The following is a 17,208-nucleotide window of genomic DNA, read 5'->3' as shown; positions in this document are numbered from 1 at the left end:
TAAATTTCTATCGCAGTCCTTTAATTTCGTTAGCCGAATTAATATTTCAAGATTATTGTATTTATTTGCCAGAGATTTTCACAAATTAATTAGTGCTAATTTGTGGAATTTGTGGTAAAAACATTTTAAAAGCTATTATAAAACCAATTCTTCAAATAACCGCTGAATGGTTTCGTCCAAATCCGTACAGAAACCCGGATGCGGTCTTGAGGTTTGTATGCCCGAGCTTCGGATAGCAGTCAGCCATCGAAAACGAGACGGAATATCAAACTCGCCTATAGGACCGCCTGCTTTGCCTCCGTTGACAATTTTTTGAAAAGATTCTAAATTAAGTTCGAGCTGTTCCAAATCAAAATCTTCCGAAAACATAAGTAATTTAGTTTCATTTACCGAGTACAGCATTTTTATGAATTTTGCTTTTTTGCAAAACAGAATAATTCCTACGTTCAGGAATTCTTCGCGCTCCACCCTTGGCACAACGCGGATAACGGCGTACTCATATAAGTTTTTCTCTTGCATTTTCGGCTTCGTTTATAAAAATTTCTGAATGATTCAATCTAGTCCATAAAAACTGAAAGTAAACGGCTCTGATTTCGTCTGGAGTCTGTTCACTGTCTTCCCAATGGAGCCAGTCTTCTGGAATATAATTAACAATATCCTGCAGGATTTCTTTGGTGAGCAGTTTTCTAAAAGCATTATCTGTTTCTTTTAACAGACTTGCTTCCGGCAGTAAAACATGATCTTTTATTAATGCAAAAGGACTTTTGGCATGCGCTTCCCAGCTGTTCCATGAATGATGAAAATACAATGACGCACCGTGATCAATGAGCCATAATTCTTTGTGCCAGATAAGCATATTAGTATTTCTGAAAGTACGGTCAACATTGGTAATAAAAGCATCCAGCCAAACAATCTGCGAAGCTAAATCCGCAGGAAGTTTTGTCACCACGGGATCAAAAGTAATCGCTCCAGATAAAAAATGCAAAGCCAGATTCAGCCCCTGACTGCCCTGAAGCAGATCCTGAATTTCCTCATCGGCTTCGGTACGTCCAAAAGCTTCATCAAGGTTAGCAAACACCAATTCAGGCATTTTGAGGTTTAGGACTCTTGCGATTTCCCCGCCAATTAATTCGGCGATTAGGGCTTTTACACCATGCCCGGCACCTCTGAATTTTAAAACATATTTAAAATCATCATCAGCTTCGGCAAGAGCCGGCAGTGAACCGCCTTCCCGCAGCGGTGAAATGTAACGCGTAACATTTACTGTTCTTAATTCAAGTGGTTTTCTCATAATTCAATTCATGAACTACAAACTTACAAATAACTATTTTCTTTTAGGATGCTAAGAAACTAAGACGCTAAAATTTAATTAAAATGTGAAAATCATTAGACAATTAAACCAATTAGACCTTCTATTAAACGATTTTCTCCCCCTTAGCATTCTTCAAAAAACTTATATTTGTAATCCATACACTTCTAAATATTTTCTTATGAAATATAAATTTACAGCATTGTATCAGCAATACTTTCTGTCTTTAGTGCTCCTTTTAGGTACTAATTCATTTGCACAAAAATTAGAAAAATTCTTCCCTGCAAAAGATTTAACTTCTGTGGGAGTTTACTATTATCCTGAACATTGGGATCCTTCGCAATGGGAGCGTGACTTTCAAAACATGGAAAAAATGGGTTTTGAATTCACTCATTTTGGAGAATTCGCCTGGGCGCAACTGGAGCCGGAAGAAGGAAAATACGATTTCAAATGGCTCGATAAATCATTGGAACTGGCCGAAAAATATCACCTGAAAGTTGTTATGTGTACTTCAACCGCGACACCTCCTGTATGGCTTGTCCGCAAACATCCTGAAGTGCTTGCTACTAATGAAGACGGTACCAAAATGGATCATGGCACACGCCAGCATGCCACTTTCTCCAGTAATTACTACCGCTCCTATTCGATGAAAATGATTGCAGAACTCGCCAAAAGATATGGTAATGACAAACGTATTATGGGCTGGCAGATTGATAATGAACCACGCCGTTTTCTGGATTATGGAAAAGATGCTCCGCAACGCTATCGTGACTGGCTGAAAGACAAATACAAAACCATTAGCGCGCTTAACGAAGCATGGGGCAACAATTTCTGGAGCGGCACTTACAGCAGTTTTGACGAAATCAATATTCCGCTGCATTCAGTGTGGGGAATGAATCTGCACTCTCAGCTTGATCATTACCGTTTTGCCGACAATGAAACGGCAACCTTCTTGGACGACCAGGCCAAAGAAATCCGTAAATTCTCAAATCCAAATCAATGGATTACTTCCAATTATATTCCGATGTATGATGTGGGTTATGTAGGACAGAGCAAAGAACTTGATTTTGTCAGCTACACCAGATACATGGTTTATGGCAGTGATCTTGGCATTGGCCCAAAAGGCTTTCGCGTTGGAGAGTATTCCAGAATCCCGATGTCTAATGATTTTTTCCGTCCGCTGAAAGGCGCTTACGGCGTGATGGAACTGCAGCCAGGACAGGTAAACTGGGGAAGCATTAATCCGCAGCCATTACCTGGAGCAATACGCATGTGGCTGTGGCATGTATTCGCAGGCGGAAGCAAATTTACCTGTACCTACCGTTTTCGTGCACCTTTATACGGCTACGAGCAGTATCATTACGGAATCGTAGGAACGGACGGTGTTACTCCTACTACCGGCGGATTGGAATTTAGCCAGTTTATCAAAGACATCAATACGCTCCGCAAAAAATATGATGCCAAAGCGCAATTACCAAAAGCTTATCTGCAACGCAAAACCGGAATTTTATTCAATGCTGATAATGTAATGGGAATTGAATTAAACAGACAGACCAATCAATGGAATACAATAGGACATTTTACAAAATACTATAAAGCCGTAAAATCGTTTGGAGCTCCTGTAGATTTTGTACGTGACACTACTAATTTTTCAAATTATCCTGTATTAATTGTCCCAGCCTATCAAATGATTGACCAGCAGATGATTGATAAACTAACTGCGTATGCACAAAATGGCGGAAACTTAGTATTAAGCTGCCGTACAGGAATCCAAAACCGAAAAGGACACCTTTGGGAAGCTAAATTTTATCAGCCGATGTGGAATTTAATTGGTTCTGAAATTGAATCTTATGATCTATTAATGCCGCAATCTCCTGATAAAATCAAATTCAACAATCAGGAATTTGAATGGACAAGCTGGGGCGATTTACTGAAACCTAATAAAGGAACAGAAGTATGGGGAACTTTTCAGGGTGACTTTTATGCCGGAACACCTGCAGTTACTTCTCGTAAATTAGGTAAAGGAACTGTGACTTATATTGGTGTTGATTCAAAAAAAGGAGATCTTGAAAAACAAGTTTTAACTAAATTGTATCAGCAGCAGAACATTCCGATTGAAAATTACCCAGAAGGTGTAACGACAGAATACCGCGATGGTTTTGGAATTGCAGTCAATTATTCTGACAAGGTGTATGAAATGAAACTCCCTGCCAATGCCGAAATAATCATTGGAACACCATCAATGAAAACTGCCGATGTATTGGTCTGGAAATATAAAAACTAATTAAAAAAATTAACCATTAAGATAGTAAGAATCATTAAGCTTAATTTTTCTTACTATCTTAATGGTTTAAAAAGAATCATTTTCCGAATTGACTCTTATCTATTGGTTCAAATAAAAAATCGGAGTCTTTAAATTCCAATGTTCCTTTTACATAGAAAGGTATTGTCATATAAGTTGAAATTGATCCTGTTCCTAATTTTAATTTCTGATTGCGCTGCAGTAAAACAAAAGGAGCTCTTTTTATATCGCCGCCATACGATCTGTAACAAAAATCACCCCGCAAAGTATCACCAATCCTGTTTCCTCTAACGGCTCCTGAATCTTTCCCCAAAAGACCGTATCGGATTTCATATTCTCCATAAAATGTATTTTCTGTAAATACCATTGACAGAAAAGCTGTTGAATCTCCTTTTGAAGCTTTGTAAAATTTTCTAAAAGTTTTGTTCTGCTTTTTATTACAGCTATGCAGTAAAAAAATCACAGCAGTTATAAAAAACAGCTTCTTCATTATGTTTCTTTTTGTTCCCATTTCTTTCAATTGCAATTGACAGGACAAATATAAAATATCAAAATGCAAGCCAGAACTGTTTTTATAATTTTCAATAACTTCTTTCGAAAAATTAAGCACTCCTAGAATCACCAGTTAAAAAAAATGAAAACACTCCATTGAAAAATAATTAGCCGCGATTCTTTCAATTAAAATTTATTTCAAACAAAAGCATCTTACTTGAATTTAACAAGGGGTCATACCAGAATTTTAAGTATTATTTTAAGATCACCCCAGTTTTCAGCAGGGTATCATGCTTAAAAAGCATCTCAATTTTCAGCCTCTCATTATTGCATGCATAAACAGTCAAAATTCTGTTAAAACCTTTGATTTTACTGGACTTTCCCATAAATTTACCAACATGAAAACAGCACGCAAAATAGCATTTTATACCGTTTGCTTACTGCTTACCCTTACTTGGGCAGCGCCGTCTGTTTCTACTATTATAAAAACAGCTTCCGAAAAGAAAGCTGCTGATAAAAAAGAAGCAGTGCCTGAAGGAAAATCAGAAGTGGAAGAAAAAACATTCGAAATAGTTTTAGACTTCCCAGCAACTTTCAGCTTTCCTTTTCACATTATACCTTCGACTGAACTGCACTTTAGCAAAGTGGATGCCATACCACAATCAGTAATTTTGGATTTAACAAATCCACCGCCTGAATTTTATTTAACTGCCTAAAATCAGCTATTCGAAACCTGTCAGGTTTGGAACAGACTTTTATACAATTAAATTTAAATTCAAACATACATATGAAAACGATATTCACACTTGCACTTGCTTTATTTACCTCTTTAATATTTGCTGATTCTCACATTATTGTAAAACAAAATGGAGAAAAACTAGAAGTAAATTATGTTACCACAAAAGACAACACTGTTTTTTATTCGCTTCCAGGAAGCAGTACTGTTAGCGAAATCAGTCTTTTTGCTATTGAAAAAGTGATTGATAAGAAGACAAATTCAATACTTATTGACAATCGCAAAGCAGATGTTTCTGGTAAAACCGGATATAAAAATGTACAGATTATAACAAACAGTCAGGCCAACGGTTTACATCAGGGAACGGATTTGAAAACTACAATCCACAAGCCAAAAGGACAGATGAAATCTGATTGGATTGCAGATGCTTCAACCAGAATAAAAAAACAAGCTGCCAAACAAGGCTTTCCTTTTGTTGTGATTACCAATCAAACTGATTCTCAATTAGAAGCTGTTGCATATAATTATTAAACTGCATTTTTTTAAAGAATTCCAAAGAGGCAAGTTAATTCTTGTCTCTTTTTTTGCAAACAATTTAAACCTTTAAACGATTAAACAGTTTAAACAAGCCTAAGACTCCAAACTCAAATACGCTTTCCCAAGATAGTCAATAATTGATGAAGCAATAAAAGACTGATAACCTGTTTCCGGCAGCGCAATATCAGCGGTCAATCCATGCAGATATACGCCAAGTATAGCCGCATCACAAGACTTATAAGACTGTGCCAAAAGACTGGTAATTATCCCTGTCAGCACATCACCGCTTCCTGCGGTTGCCAGTGCAGCATTTCCTGAAGTGTTGAGATAAACCATTTCACCGTCTATGATGTAAGTCGGCGCTCCTTTCATTACAATAATTACTTGATTGACTAACGAAAAAGCAATAGTTTTTTGAAACATTTCAGCCTCCGAATGCCATTTACCAATCAGCCGTTCCAGTTCTTTGGGATGCGGTGTCAAAATAGTTTTAGGCGAGACCAACGCCATCCAAGACGGATTATGCGCCAAAATATTTAATGCATCGGCATCAATAACCATCGGAACACTTTTATTCGACAAAAAATCATGAAACGCTTTCTGAGTTTCAATATGCAGTCCCATTCCAGGGCCGATTCCAATGGCATTTGGTTTTAAATCAAAACGAATATCCGAAAGATGATTTTCATCAGTATCGGTTATTACCATCAGTTCTGGATTTGAAATTTGAACAATCTGATAACCGCATTTTGGCACAAAAGCAGTTACGAGTCCACAGCCAGTTTTCAGTGCAGCTTTACCAGCCAGACACACCGCTCCTATCTTTCCATAACTACCGCCAATTATCAGAGCGTGTCCCTGCAGGCCTTTATGCGTGAGCTTCGCAATAGGTTTATAGCGTTTTAAAATTTCGTTTCTATCAATAGAAATTGGAGCATTCATAAGTTTGATTTTTTCTATTAAAAGTACGAAATTCTAAAACTCAAACTTCAAAGTTTAAGCTTTAACTTTTCTGGGCGTCACCACGGCACCAAAACTTTTAAAAAACGAGATAATTATTGTTTTAAAGAAATATTCAAAATACACTTACAATTATTTATACAAAAAAACTAAATTAGCCGAATACTTGTAAAATATTCATTTTAAATTAATTACACTTTTATTATGTTTCTTGTAAAGCTAAAATTCACGAATGAAAAATAGAATTCAGCAGATTATTAAACAATTAGCAAAAACACCAAAGAAAATCTTTCTTATTGATGCCAGTGGTGCTTTTTTGACTGCTTTTCTATTATTTGCAGTCCTAAAAACTTGGCATGAATATATTGGAATACCTATTAAAACAATAACAGTACTTTCAATTATCGCATTAGTTTTTAGTATTTATTCTGCTTTATGCTTTGCTTTTTTTAATACTAAAAAATGGAAACGGTATCTTAAAATTATCGCTGTTTCAAATTTGCTTTATTGCTGTTTGACATTCGGACTGTTAATTTACAATTTTACAAGATTATCTGTTATTGGAATAATCTATTTCGGAGGAGAAATAGTAATTATTTGTATGCTAATATATCTAGAATTAACAACATTAAAATCAACTGCACAAAACGCTTAATTATTAAGGTTCCTGATTTGAAACCAAAACATTAAACGGCACAAAAGTCAAACAAAATGAAAACATTAATTACAATCTTGTTATCGATTTCAATTTTAAGTTGTGAAAGGCAAAATCACGATAATAATCTCTATAACGAGAAATTAAAATCTGAAAATGAATTATTAAAGCATAAAAATGATTCTTTAAAAAATGAATTAAACAAAGCTAATCTTAAAGAATCCTATTGGTTTGATGCCGAATACGAAGGACTAAAATTAACTGAAAGAGGAATAAAAAAACCTGAACAATTCATTATAAATTCTTTACAAAAAAAACCAGAATTGATTCCATTGAAACCAGCATTAGGAGGAAAAATGGAATTTGGAAACTTCAAAATTCTTTCAGATGAATGGATAATAGTAGATTACAGTGACGGGCACGTTGAAGGAAAAACAATTTACAGCTATAAACTAAATAAAAATAATACATTAGAATTTAAAATTCTCAATACAACTCAACCTAAATAAAACCTGCTCAAAATTGTAGATTTGATATCTTCAGGACTATATACAGTCATTACTTTGATATTACATTCAAAAAAAATCCCTTTAGGCTAGAAATCTTGGAATTTTTATAAGACCTTTGCACGCTTTTTAAAAATTAAAAAAATCATCGACTGATGAAAAAGAAAATAGAAATTTTAGCGCCTGCAAAAGATTTAATTCACGGTATAGCAGCCATTAACAGCGGGGCTGATGCTGTTTATGTGGGTGCTCCTCAATTTGGTGCGCGTTCCAATGCTACCAACTCTATTGAAGATGTTGCTGCTTTGGTAGAATATGCTCACCTGTACAATGTTCCTGTTTTTGTGGTAATCAACACCATTTTGTACGACAACGAACTGGAAACCTGCCGTCAGATGATCTGGAAATTGTATGATATTGGTGTCGATGCATTGATTATTCAGGATATGGCAATCATGGAAATGGATCTTCCTCCTATCATTCTGCATGCGAGTACACAGGCCAATAACCGAGACGCTGACAAAATGAAATTCCTTGCCGATGCCGGAATCAAACGTGTGGTTTTGGCCCGCGAACTGAATCTGCACCAAATCAAAGAAATCAGCAATGCTACTGATGTGGAATTGGAATTCTTTGTAACCGGAGCTTTATGCGTTTCTTTCAGCGGAAACTGTTACATGAGTGTTGCCAATGGAGAACGTTCTGCTAATCGCGGTTCCTGCGCGCAAAACTGCCGTTTGCCCTACAACCTTATTGACGGCCACGGAGAAACACTTATCAAAAGCACCCACTTACTTTCTATCAAAGATTTTGATGTTTCGAATGAAATTCCAAATTTGGTGGAAGCCGGAGTCTGCTCTTTCAAAATCGAAGGGCGTTTGAAAGACATCGTTTATGTAAAAAACAACGTGTCCTACCTTAGACAAAAACTGGATAATTTTCTTGAAGGTAATGACAAATATACCAAAGCTTCTTCGGGTAAATGCACTTACACTTTTGATTCAGCTTTGAACCGTACATTTAACCGCGGTTATACCGATTATTTTGTAAATGAACGCCACGATACAATTGGTTCTTGGGAAAGTCCAAAATCCAAAGGACAATACATCGGAAAATTAATTAAAACCATTGGAGGCGCTTACCAAATTGAAAATGGAGAACTGCTCAATAATGGTGACGGACTTTGTTTCATAAACGATAACAATGAAGCAGAAGGAATTTATGTGAATAAAGCAGAAAATGGTCTGGCATATCCAAATGGTCTGAAAGAAATCAAAGACGGAACTTTTATATACCGCAACAATGACGCTGCTTTCATCAGAATTGTAGAACGTGAAGACAGTGCAGTTCGTAAAATAAGCACTACTTTGTTATTGTTCGAAAACGAAACTGGTTTTGAACTGCTTGCCACCGATGAAGACGGCAATACAAGTTCGGTTCAATTGGCGCATCCAAAAGAGCAGACCAAAAACAATCAATCCATTGAAGAAAACATCAAAGCACAATTGGCAAAAACAGGTTTTACACCTTACACAGCCGATGAAATAACGATTCAGTTTTCGGATAATTGGTTTTTACCTATTTCAAAAATCAATGAAATGCGTAGAACGGTGTACGAACAATTGTCTGAAACTCGTTTGAAAAACTACAAACGCGAAGAACGCAAAATCGAAAAAACAAGTCATCCATACCCAGAAACCAAATTGGATTTCATGTATAACGTTTCGAACAAACTGGCACGTAAATTCTATGAGCGTCACGGCGTTACCGAAATAGAAAAAGCATTTGAGCTGCAGTGGGATCCCGGAAAATCTCGTGTGATGACAACCAAATACTGCATCAAATACGAGCTGGCCAAATGTCCAAAATACCATAAAGACACAATGGAAGGCAAACTGAAAGAGCCTTTAGTACTGAAACAGGGAGAATTGGAATACAAACTAAAATTCAACTGCAAACCCTGCGAAATGGAGATTTGGGAAAAAGATGCCGAATTTGAAATTGAGGAAGATTAACAAAAAATCTCTTTTATAGATACAGCAAAACTACAAAGAAAAGGAAACTTTACTTTGTAGTTTTTTGTTTTTGATTTAAATTTAACAAAACTTACTTCCTTAAAAATCAAAACAATAATCTCTTTTTCATTAACTTTATAATTAAAATAAATCAGATTCATCTTATATTTATGCTTGAATTTTAATTTCCTTCTTTATAATAATTTTAAAATTGAGATAAAATGAAAAAAGTATTGTTCTTAACCGGTGACTTCACCGAAGATTATGAAACTATGGTTCCGTTTCAAATGCTGGAAATGGTTGGTTACACTGTTCATGCCGTCTGCCCTGACAAAAAGAAGGGAGACACCATAAAAACTGCCATTCACGATTTTGAAGGCGACCAGACTTATACTGAAAAACCTGGACACAACTTCGCTTTAAATTACAGTTTTGACGACATAAATGTAAACGATTATGACGGATTGGTCATTGCAGGCGGAAGAGCACCCGAATATTTGAGATTGAATGGAAAAGTAATCGAAATAACGAAACATTTTTTCACTGTCAATAAACCCGTTGCTGCTATTTGTCACGGCATTCAGATTTTGACAGCTGCAAATGTTGTAAAAGGACGAAAACTAACCGCATATCCGGCAGTTGGTCCAGAAGTAACATTAGCTGGAGGTGAATTCCAATCTATTCCTGTTGACGGTGCTTTTGTAGATGGAAATCTGGTGACTTCACCGGCCTGGCCAGCACATCCAAGTTTCATCAGAGAATTTCTAAAAATTATGGGAGCAAAAATTGAAATTTAAAAAGAAATCTAATAATACATTCTAAGAACTACAGCTTAAGACAATTTCGCTGTAGTTTTTTTTACCTTTGGATAATAAATATATAGCCTTTAAAATTATTCTTCATGATTACAAAAGCTGCCTCAGATGATATTCCGGCATTAGAAAAGTTAATCAATTCTGCATATCGCGGTGAAACTTCAAAAAAAGGATGGGCTACCGAAGCAGACCTTTTAGCAGGTAAAAGAATTACTTTAGATCAGCTGAATGAAATATTTAAAGATAAAAACAATACTATTTTAAAATTCACAGAAAACAATCAAATCATCGGATCGGTTTTGCTTACTGATAAAGGAGACAAACTATACTTGGGAATGCTGGCCATTTCTCCTGAACTGCAGAATAAAGGCATTGGAAAGAAAATTTTACATGAAGCCGAAGTTCATGCACGTTCGTTAGGTTTATCCAAAATCGTAATGACTGTAATCACGATTAGAGAAAAATTGATTGAATGGTACAACCGTCATGGCTATGCCGATACTGGAGTAAGAGAACCTTTTGCGCTCAATGATGCAGATACCATAATTACAGACCAGCATCTGGAATTTGCAGTCTTAGAAAAAACACTTTAGCATTAATCCGTATTAATTATTATTTCATAAATTAGTAAAAAAAACACTAATTATGAAAACATTAGATCAATGGTTTGAAGAATATGCAGTAAGTCATCAAAACCCAAAAAACAAAGCAATACACTATGTCTGTGTACCAGCGATTTTCTTTTCTATTGTGGGATTATTGATGAGTATTCCAAATGTTTTTTTAACTAATTTACTGCAATTGAACCAGCCAATAATCGAAAACTGGGCTGCAGTTATTTTGGTATTCGTATTGATTTTCTACATCCGATTATCCATTGCGATGGCAGTCAAAATAGCGATTTTTTCTATACTCTGTTTAGTGATTAACTTTTACATAGGGCAGTTTATACCGCTTTGGGCATTTTCAATAGGCGTTTTTGTTGTGGCTTGGATCGGACAGTTTTACGGACATAATATAGAAGGTAAAAAGCCGTCATTTCTTAAAGACATTCAGTTTTTATTGATTGGCCCAGCCTGGGTTGCTGAAAATTTATTTTCTAAAAAATAATATACAATTTCATTTTCTATTTTAACTGGCAATAGTTTTTTTTGGCTAATGAATTACCCCGAGGCAGAGCCTCGAGGTATCGCATTACTCAAAAGACAACCGTAGCTGATTTTTGTTAAACGATTTGTAAACAGTCTTTTCTTCTCCTTGATTTTGAATGTATTTCTGAATCACATTCTCATTACCATACTGACCAACCGTATTTACATAATATCCACTCGTCCAAAAATTACCTCCCCATAACTTACTTTTAACTTCTGGATGTAAACGAAAGAGCTCTTTTGCTGTAATACTTTTTACTGTCCTGACAATAATTTCAACAGAAATCTTTGGCACGCTTTGTATCAAAAAATGTACATGATTTTCATCTGCTCCTATCTCAACAAAATGAATTTCATATCGTTCCGAAATATTTCTACAAACTTCTACCAAACTCAGTTCTACATCCTCCGATAAAACATTTCTTCGATATTTTATCGGACAAACCAAATGATAAAGCAACAAGCTTTTATTATGCCGTTTGAAAATATGTTCACTCATCAAACAAATATACTAATCTTTGCGCATCACCCCGAGGCAGAGCCTCGAGGAATTCTTTTGATTAAAACTCCGCAATCTTTTTATAAAATTGCATACCCTGCCTAATTTCATTCAATATTATAAAAGAAATCATTAAAAGTAAAAGTTAAAAACAAAAAGGGTTTTCTTCTTTAATTGAGAAATCTAAATTACATTTTGATTTCTCAACAAACAATCCTTTACCTAAATAGTTTTATATTACTGATTTTAAATTATTTATATAAAATCTACAACCATTTCTACTAAAATGCATTGCGTAAGAGATAGAGGCGATATCCTTTATTTTTTCCTTTAAAAAAATAAAGATAAAGCCGAAAGCCCGACCCATTGCTGAAAATTAAAGGAGGTACGACTGCAATTTTCAGCAATGGGGGTTACGCCCAAAACCACGGCATTCGCTTTTAAAAGTTTCTGAAACGAATTACACTAATTTGCACGAATTAAGATTGCTTGTTTAATTACACAAAATATTCGAAACTGTAAAAGTTGTAAAATTTGATTTCAATTTTGATAAGAATTAGTGTTAATTGGTGAAATTTGTGTTTATCTTTTTTTTAATGCGAATGCCGTGCCCAAAAACATAATAATAGACTATTCCAAAAAGCTATATTTTGAATATTCATAACCTTTGTCAGGCAAAATAAAAGCTATAAATTAGCACTTTAATTTTTATATAAAAAAAACAAATGAAAAATACTGCTTTAACGCACATACATGAGGGTTTGGGAGCGAAAATACTGCCGTTTGCCGGGTACAATATGCCTATTCTTTATGAAGGGGTAAATGCAGAACACGAAACGGTTCGAAATGCAGTAGGTGTTTTTGATGTATCGCATATGGGCGAATTTATACTTTCAGGTCCAAATGCATTGGCTTTGATTCAAAAAGTGACTTCGAATGATGCATCAGCTTTAACAATCGGGAGAGCCCAATATTCCTGTCTGCCTAACAATGAAGGCGGAATTGTAGATGATCTGATTATCTATAAAATTAAAGAAGAACAATATTTACTGGTAGTAAATGCATCGAATATTGATAAAGACTGGGATTGGATTTCGGCACATAACGATTTAGGCGTTGAAATGAAAAATTTATCTGATGATTATTCTCTGCTTGCAATCCAAGGACCAAAAGCGGTTGAAGCGATGCAGTCTTTATCTTCTATCGATTTGTCTGCAATTGCTTATTACCATTTTGAAGTGGCTGATTTTGCAGGTTTTCCGCATGTTATTATCTCAGCAACGGGTTATACAGGTTCAGGCGGATTTGAAATCTACTGCAAAAACTCGGAAGTTGAAACGATCTGGAACAAAGTTTTTGAAGCTGGAGCTTCATACGGAATCAAACCAATTGGTTTGGCCGCCAGAGATACACTCCGTTTGGAAATGGGATTCTGTCTGTACGGTAACGATATCAACGACACTACTTCTCCACTTGAAGCCGGCTTGGGATGGATTACTAAACTTACTAAAGAATTCACCAATTCAGATAATCTGAAAAAGCAGAAAGAAGCTGGTGTTACAAAAAAATTAGTAGCTTTTGAAATGCAGGAACGTTCTGTTCCAAGACACGATTACGAGATCGTTGATGCTTCAGGAAACATAATAGGTATTGTAACCTCGGGAACTATGTCACCATCCATGAACAAAGGAATTGGTTTAGGCTATGTTACCACGCCAAACAGTGCTGTTGACAGTGATATTTTTATCCGAATCAGAAAAAATGATGTTCCTGCCAAAGTAGTAAAACTTCCTTTTTATAAAAAATAATATGACTATCCGTGACTAATATCAAATCGATAAAATTGGGCACAGATTAAAAAGATTAACACAGATTTCTAAAAAATACATGTAAAATCTGTGAGAATCTGTGTAATCTGTGGCAAAAAACATTTAGTATGCTTTGCGGATAGTCATATAAAATAATTTCTTTTTTAGAAGATTCTGAGAATCTAAGGTTCATTTTATTATAATTTGATAAATAAAAAATAACTTGAAAAGGATATTTTTTATTTAAAGTTAGAAACTTAGTAACTTAGAGTCTTGGTAATTAACAAGAAAGACATTTACATGAAAAAAACTGCACTAGTATTGCTATTGTCTACATTCTCACTATTTGCTCAAAATAGCAGTACTAGTTGTGAAATTTTGCTCAAAATAAACACATTACTCCAAAAAGAACATTACAGACCAAAGCCGGTGAACGACAGTTTATCGGCTTATGTTTTTGATGAATTATTAAACAATTTAGATCCAGCAAGAAACATTTTCTTAAAATCACAAGCAGATTCACTTGCAAATAAATACCGGTTTCAGCTGGATGATCTTATCTTAAAAAAAGACTGTTCTTTTTTGGACGATATCAAAAGCGAATACAGAAAATCACTTTTAAGAAACAAAGCGGTATTAGAGAAACTTAAAACTGAAACTATAAATTTCGGTACTAAAGACACCATTCGTTTTCAAAAGAAAGATTTCACTTTTTATCTAAAGGCAAATGAAGTGCAGAAAGCCTGGAATAAAAAAATCCGTTATGAAATATTTGATGATATTGCCGGAAAAAGTAAAAATTTAGACTCACTCAAACTCAATTTCAATTCGATGAGCCTTAAATCTCAAAACAGCATTATCGAAAATGAACTCTGCAAAATCAATGTATCATTAACCAGCAGCAAACTTTTCGAAGATGATTTTTATAATATTTTCTGTGTCTATTTTGACCCGCATACCAATTATTTCAGCAATGACACTAAATCCAGTTTTGTTTCGACTTTATCCAAAGAAAAACTTTCACTTGGATTAGAAGTCAGCTTAAATGAAAAAAACGAAATCAATGTAATTGAAATTGATCCAAACGGCCCTGCTTTTAAGACTGGTAAAATCAAAAAAGGAGATCAGATATTAGCTATTTCCAATCAAAAAGAAACCCTCGAAGTTTCATGTTCTTCATTAGAATCGATTGCGACAATGATGTCTTCGGAACTAAACACAAACCTAACTTTAACACTTAAGCGAAATTCTGGCAAAAACTTCAAAGTAACCATTGAAAAGCAGGTTTTGAAAGACGAAGAAAATACTGTTTACAGTTTTATAGTCGATAAAGACATCAAAGTCGGCTATATAAAAATACCCAGCTTTTATTCCAATTTTGAAGAAGAAAACAGCAAAGGATGCGCACAGGATGTTGCAAAAGAAACAGTAAAACTACTGCGGGACGATGTAAAAGGACTAATTCTTGACCTTACTGACAATGGAGGCGGTTCAATGGAAGAAGCTGTAAAATTAGCAGGATTATTTATAGACCGCGGTCCTATTTCGATAGTAGCAGACAATAAAAAACAATTATCAGTAATAAACGACCCGTATAAAGGCGTTATCTACAAAGGTCCTATAGTGATTATCATTAATGGAAATTCAGCTTCAGCAAGCGAATTTTTTGCCGATATAATGCAGGATTATAATCGTGCCATTTTGATAGGAAGCACCTCATTGGGTAAAGCAACTATGCAGACCATCCTTCCTTTGGAAGAAAATGATGATCAGCATTTTATAAAATTAACGGTAAGCAAATTTTACAGAATCACCGGCAAAAGCCATCAAGGCATTGGCGTTGTACCTGATGTGCTCATCCCTACAGTTTATCAGGATGTTTTTCAGAAGGAAAGCGAATTTCCGACAGCCCTAAAAAATGACACCTTAAAATCCAGAATCCGCTTTACGCCATACGTAAGCAATGAATTAATCGAATCACTCGCCCAAAAAAGCAGAAACAGAGTCGCACAGGATCCTTATTTCAATTCCATTATTGCACTCAATTCAAATATTGACGCTATAATCAACAAAGCAAAATTTGAAATACCAATGACCTTAGATGCCATTTTTGAAAATCAGGCCGGCATTAACATTTTATCTGAGGAAATCAATAATTTCTCTGCAGATAACCTCAGCTTAAACGTATATAATTCTGAATACAACAAATCATCACTCCTGCTCTACCCTTCACTTACCGAATACAACAAAATCCAGCTCGACAGCTTAAAGTCGAATCATTATCTGAATGAGTCAATTTTAATTATATCTGACTATATGACAATGAGAAAGACTAATTAACATATTTTGCAAAAAGATTTTTCCATAGCTTTTGGAAAAATAAGGAATAGCTGTATTTTTGTAATTCAAAATAAAACAATCAATGGGAAGAGCATTTGAATTCCGAAAAGGTAGAAAAATGAAACGCTGGTCTGCAATGGCCAAAGCATTTACCAGAATTGGTAAAGATATTGTAATGGCTGTAAAAGAAGGAGGTCCAAATCCTGAAGCCAATTCAAGACTAAGAGCTGTTATTCAAAATGCTAAGGCAGCCAACATGCCAAAAGACAATGTTGAAAGAGCCATCAAAAAAGCAACAGATAAAGACACTGCAAATTACAAAGAGGTTTTATTTGAAGGATATGCTCCGCATGGTATTGCCCTTTTGATAGAAACTGCCACAGACAACAACAACAGAACAGTTGCTAACGTAAGAAGTTATTTCAATAAATGCAATGGAACTCTAGGAACCCAAGGTTCTGTAGAGTTTATGTTTGACCACACCTGTAACTTCAGAATTCCTAAAGAAGGAATTGATCCTGAAGAATTAGAATTAGAGTTAATCGATTTTGGTGCAGAAGAAGTTTTTGAAGACGAAGACGGCATCTTAATTTATGCTCCTTTTGGAAGTTTTGGAACTATCCAAAAAGAATTGGAAAACAGACGTTTAGAAATATTATCTTCTGGTTTTGAAAGAATCCCTCAAATCACAAAAAAACTAACTGAAGCTGAAATGGCTGACGTAGAAAAATTAATTGAAAAAATGGAAGAGGATGATGACGTAATGAACGTGTATCATACTATGGAAGAATAAAAAATCCAGACAGGCATAACAAAAGCTCCAGATCATACTGGAGTTTTTTTTTGTAACAGCGTCTCACAAAAAAAGACTGAACTCTACACCACAGCCTATTCTTTAACAACCAAAATATTATATTTAACTAACAATTTTCAATTCGAAATAAATTTTTCAGATACAGAATCCTGATTCAATTTTTTGATTTTCAACAAATATATGCCTTCTGTCAATGTCGTGATATCAATTTCATTTTCCTAACAATTAATGTTTTCAGTCCTTGTTCAGAATAAATTTCAGACATTTTT

The 17,208-nt window shown here is 35.0% G+C and carries 18 protein-coding genes; 12 read left to right on the top strand and 6 right to left on the bottom strand.

What is annotated here, in order from left to right:
• Positions 1-135: 135 nt before the first annotated feature.
• Positions 136-519, bottom strand: coding sequence for a DUF3037 domain-containing protein (locus OZP07_RS08540; protein ID WP_281637993.1), 384 nt, complete (start codon positions 517-519; stop codon positions 136-138).
• Positions 497-1,291, bottom strand: a complete 795-nt coding sequence (locus tag OZP07_RS08535) for a HipA family kinase (protein WP_281637992.1) — start codon at positions 1,289-1,291, stop codon at positions 497-499. The genes OZP07_RS08540 and OZP07_RS08535 overlap by 23 nt, the downstream gene beginning before the upstream one ends.
• Before the next feature lie 199 nt (positions 1,292-1,490).
• On the opposite strand from OZP07_RS08535, the gene OZP07_RS08530 reads away from it, so the two are divergent.
• The gene (locus OZP07_RS08530) at positions 1,491-3,593 is read left to right on the top strand and encodes a beta-galactosidase (RefSeq protein ID WP_281637991.1); all 2,103 of its coding nucleotides are present in this window, start codon (positions 1,491-1,493) and stop codon (positions 3,591-3,593) included.
• 76 nt (positions 3,594-3,669) lie between these two features.
• Here OZP07_RS08530 and OZP07_RS08525 read toward each other — a convergent pair whose 3' ends face one another.
• On the bottom strand, positions 3,670-4,101 hold the full coding sequence (locus OZP07_RS08525; RefSeq protein WP_281637990.1) for a hypothetical protein: 432 nt from the start codon (positions 4,099-4,101) through the stop codon (positions 3,670-3,672).
• A 400-nt stretch (positions 4,102-4,501) separates the two neighbouring features.
• Here OZP07_RS08525 and OZP07_RS08520 point away from each other — a divergent pair, with 400 nt between their 5' ends.
• A complete protein-coding gene (locus tag OZP07_RS08520) occupies positions 4,502-4,819 on the top strand; it encodes a hypothetical protein (RefSeq protein WP_281637989.1) in 318 nt (105 codons plus the stop codon).
• A gap of 71 nt (positions 4,820-4,890) precedes the next feature.
• Positions 4,891-5,370: a hypothetical protein gene (locus OZP07_RS08515; RefSeq protein ID WP_281637988.1), complete on the top strand. Its 480-nt coding sequence runs from the start codon at positions 4,891-4,893 to the stop codon at positions 5,368-5,370.
• Positions 5,371-5,469: 99 nt separating this feature from the next.
• On the opposite strand, the gene OZP07_RS08510 is transcribed toward OZP07_RS08515, so the two are convergent.
• Complete coding sequence (locus tag OZP07_RS08510) at positions 5,470-6,318, bottom strand: NAD(P)H-hydrate dehydratase (protein WP_281637987.1); 849 nt, start codon at positions 6,316-6,318, stop codon at positions 5,470-5,472.
• 250 nt (positions 6,319-6,568) lie between these two features.
• Between OZP07_RS08510 and OZP07_RS08505 the strand changes: the two genes are divergently transcribed.
• The 6 genes from OZP07_RS08505 (at position 6,569) to OZP07_RS08480 (ending at position 11,437) form a co-directional block, all read left to right on the top strand.
• Entirely contained in the window at positions 6,569-6,991 is a 423-nt protein-coding gene (locus OZP07_RS08505; protein WP_281637986.1) for a hypothetical protein, read from the top strand.
• A gap of 56 nt (positions 6,992-7,047) precedes the next feature.
• A complete protein-coding gene (locus OZP07_RS08500) occupies positions 7,048-7,500 on the top strand; it encodes a hypothetical protein (RefSeq protein ID WP_281637985.1) in 453 nt (150 codons plus the stop codon).
• A gap of 152 nt (positions 7,501-7,652) precedes the next feature.
• Positions 7,653-9,512 (top strand): peptidase U32 family protein, encoded by a 1,860-nt coding sequence (locus OZP07_RS08495; RefSeq protein WP_281637984.1) that lies wholly within the window; start codon positions 7,653-7,655, stop codon positions 9,510-9,512.
• A gap of 221 nt (positions 9,513-9,733) precedes the next feature.
• The gene (locus OZP07_RS08490) at positions 9,734-10,309 is read left to right on the top strand and encodes a DJ-1/PfpI family protein (protein ID WP_281637983.1); all 576 of its coding nucleotides are present in this window, start codon (positions 9,734-9,736) and stop codon (positions 10,307-10,309) included.
• Between the two features lie 104 nt (positions 10,310-10,413).
• A complete protein-coding gene (locus OZP07_RS08485) occupies positions 10,414-10,920 on the top strand; it encodes a GNAT family N-acetyltransferase (RefSeq protein WP_281637982.1) in 507 nt (168 codons plus the stop codon).
• Positions 10,921-10,972: 52 nt separating this feature from the next.
• Positions 10,973-11,437, top strand: coding sequence for an Mpo1 family 2-hydroxy fatty acid dioxygenase (locus OZP07_RS08480; RefSeq protein WP_281637981.1), 465 nt, complete (start codon positions 10,973-10,975; stop codon positions 11,435-11,437).
• An 84-nt stretch (positions 11,438-11,521) separates the two neighbouring features.
• On the opposite strand, the gene tnpA is transcribed toward OZP07_RS08480, so the two are convergent.
• Positions 11,522-11,977: an IS200/IS605 family transposase gene (gene tnpA / locus OZP07_RS08475; RefSeq protein ID WP_194644296.1), complete on the bottom strand. Its 456-nt coding sequence runs from the start codon at positions 11,975-11,977 to the stop codon at positions 11,522-11,524.
• 725 nt (positions 11,978-12,702) lie between these two features.
• Here tnpA and gcvT point away from each other — a divergent pair.
• The 3 genes from gcvT (at position 12,703) to OZP07_RS08460 (ending at position 16,918) form a co-directional block, all read left to right on the top strand.
• The gene (gene gcvT / locus OZP07_RS08470) at positions 12,703-13,785 is read left to right on the top strand and encodes a glycine cleavage system aminomethyltransferase GcvT (RefSeq protein WP_281637980.1); all 1,083 of its coding nucleotides are present in this window, start codon (positions 12,703-12,705) and stop codon (positions 13,783-13,785) included.
• A 300-nt stretch (positions 13,786-14,085) separates the two neighbouring features.
• On the top strand, positions 14,086-16,125 hold the full coding sequence (locus tag OZP07_RS08465; RefSeq protein WP_281637979.1) for a S41 family peptidase: 2,040 nt from the start codon (positions 14,086-14,088) through the stop codon (positions 16,123-16,125).
• 82 nt (positions 16,126-16,207) lie between these two features.
• Positions 16,208-16,918 (top strand): YebC/PmpR family DNA-binding transcriptional regulator, encoded by a 711-nt coding sequence (locus OZP07_RS08460; RefSeq protein ID WP_281637978.1) that lies wholly within the window; start codon positions 16,208-16,210, stop codon positions 16,916-16,918.
• A 137-nt stretch (positions 16,919-17,055) separates the two neighbouring features.
• Here OZP07_RS08460 and OZP07_RS22305 read toward each other — a convergent pair whose 3' ends face one another.
• Positions 17,056-17,115 (bottom strand): hypothetical protein, encoded by a 60-nt coding sequence (locus OZP07_RS22305; RefSeq protein ID WP_489886139.1) that lies wholly within the window; start codon positions 17,113-17,115, stop codon positions 17,056-17,058.
• Positions 17,116-17,208: the final 93 nt, after the last annotated feature.

This window comes from Flavobacterium marginilacus (assembly GCF_026870155.1).
Lineage (GTDB): Bacteria > Bacteroidota > Bacteroidia > Flavobacteriales > Flavobacteriaceae > Flavobacterium > Flavobacterium marginilacus.
This window is presented reverse-complemented; position numbering and strand designations above follow the sequence as displayed.

Coding starts and splice junctions, on each gene's coding strand:
- OZP07_RS08540 (WP_281637993.1), bottom strand. CDS start 519: ATGCAAGAGAAAAACTTATATGAGTACGCCGTTATCCGCGTTGTGCCA.
- OZP07_RS08535 (WP_281637992.1), bottom strand. CDS start 1,291: ATGAGAAAACCACTTGAATTAAGAACAGTAAATGTTACGCGTTACATT.
- OZP07_RS08530 (WP_281637991.1), top strand. CDS start 1,491: ATGAAATATAAATTTACAGCATTGTATCAGCAATACTTTCTGTCTTTA.
- OZP07_RS08525 (WP_281637990.1), bottom strand. CDS start 4,101: ATGAAGAAGCTGTTTTTTATAACTGCTGTGATTTTTTTACTGCATAGC.
- OZP07_RS08520 (WP_281637989.1), top strand. CDS start 4,502: ATGAAAACAGCACGCAAAATAGCATTTTATACCGTTTGCTTACTGCTT.
- OZP07_RS08515 (WP_281637988.1), top strand. CDS start 4,891: ATGAAAACGATATTCACACTTGCACTTGCTTTATTTACCTCTTTAATA.
- OZP07_RS08510 (WP_281637987.1), bottom strand. CDS start 6,318: ATGAATGCTCCAATTTCTATTGATAGAAACGAAATTTTAAAACGCTAT.
- OZP07_RS08505 (WP_281637986.1), top strand. CDS start 6,569: ATGAAAAATAGAATTCAGCAGATTATTAAACAATTAGCAAAAACACCA.
- OZP07_RS08500 (WP_281637985.1), top strand. CDS start 7,048: ATGAAAACATTAATTACAATCTTGTTATCGATTTCAATTTTAAGTTGT.
- OZP07_RS08495 (WP_281637984.1), top strand. CDS start 7,653: ATGAAAAAGAAAATAGAAATTTTAGCGCCTGCAAAAGATTTAATTCAC.
- OZP07_RS08490 (WP_281637983.1), top strand. CDS start 9,734: ATGAAAAAAGTATTGTTCTTAACCGGTGACTTCACCGAAGATTATGAA.
- OZP07_RS08485 (WP_281637982.1), top strand. CDS start 10,414: ATGATTACAAAAGCTGCCTCAGATGATATTCCGGCATTAGAAAAGTTA.
- OZP07_RS08480 (WP_281637981.1), top strand. CDS start 10,973: ATGAAAACATTAGATCAATGGTTTGAAGAATATGCAGTAAGTCATCAA.
- tnpA (WP_194644296.1), bottom strand. CDS start 11,977: ATGAGTGAACATATTTTCAAACGGCATAATAAAAGCTTGTTGCTTTAT.
- gcvT (WP_281637980.1), top strand. CDS start 12,703: ATGAAAAATACTGCTTTAACGCACATACATGAGGGTTTGGGAGCGAAA.
- OZP07_RS08465 (WP_281637979.1), top strand. CDS start 14,086: ATGAAAAAAACTGCACTAGTATTGCTATTGTCTACATTCTCACTATTT.
- OZP07_RS08460 (WP_281637978.1), top strand. CDS start 16,208: ATGGGAAGAGCATTTGAATTCCGAAAAGGTAGAAAAATGAAACGCTGG.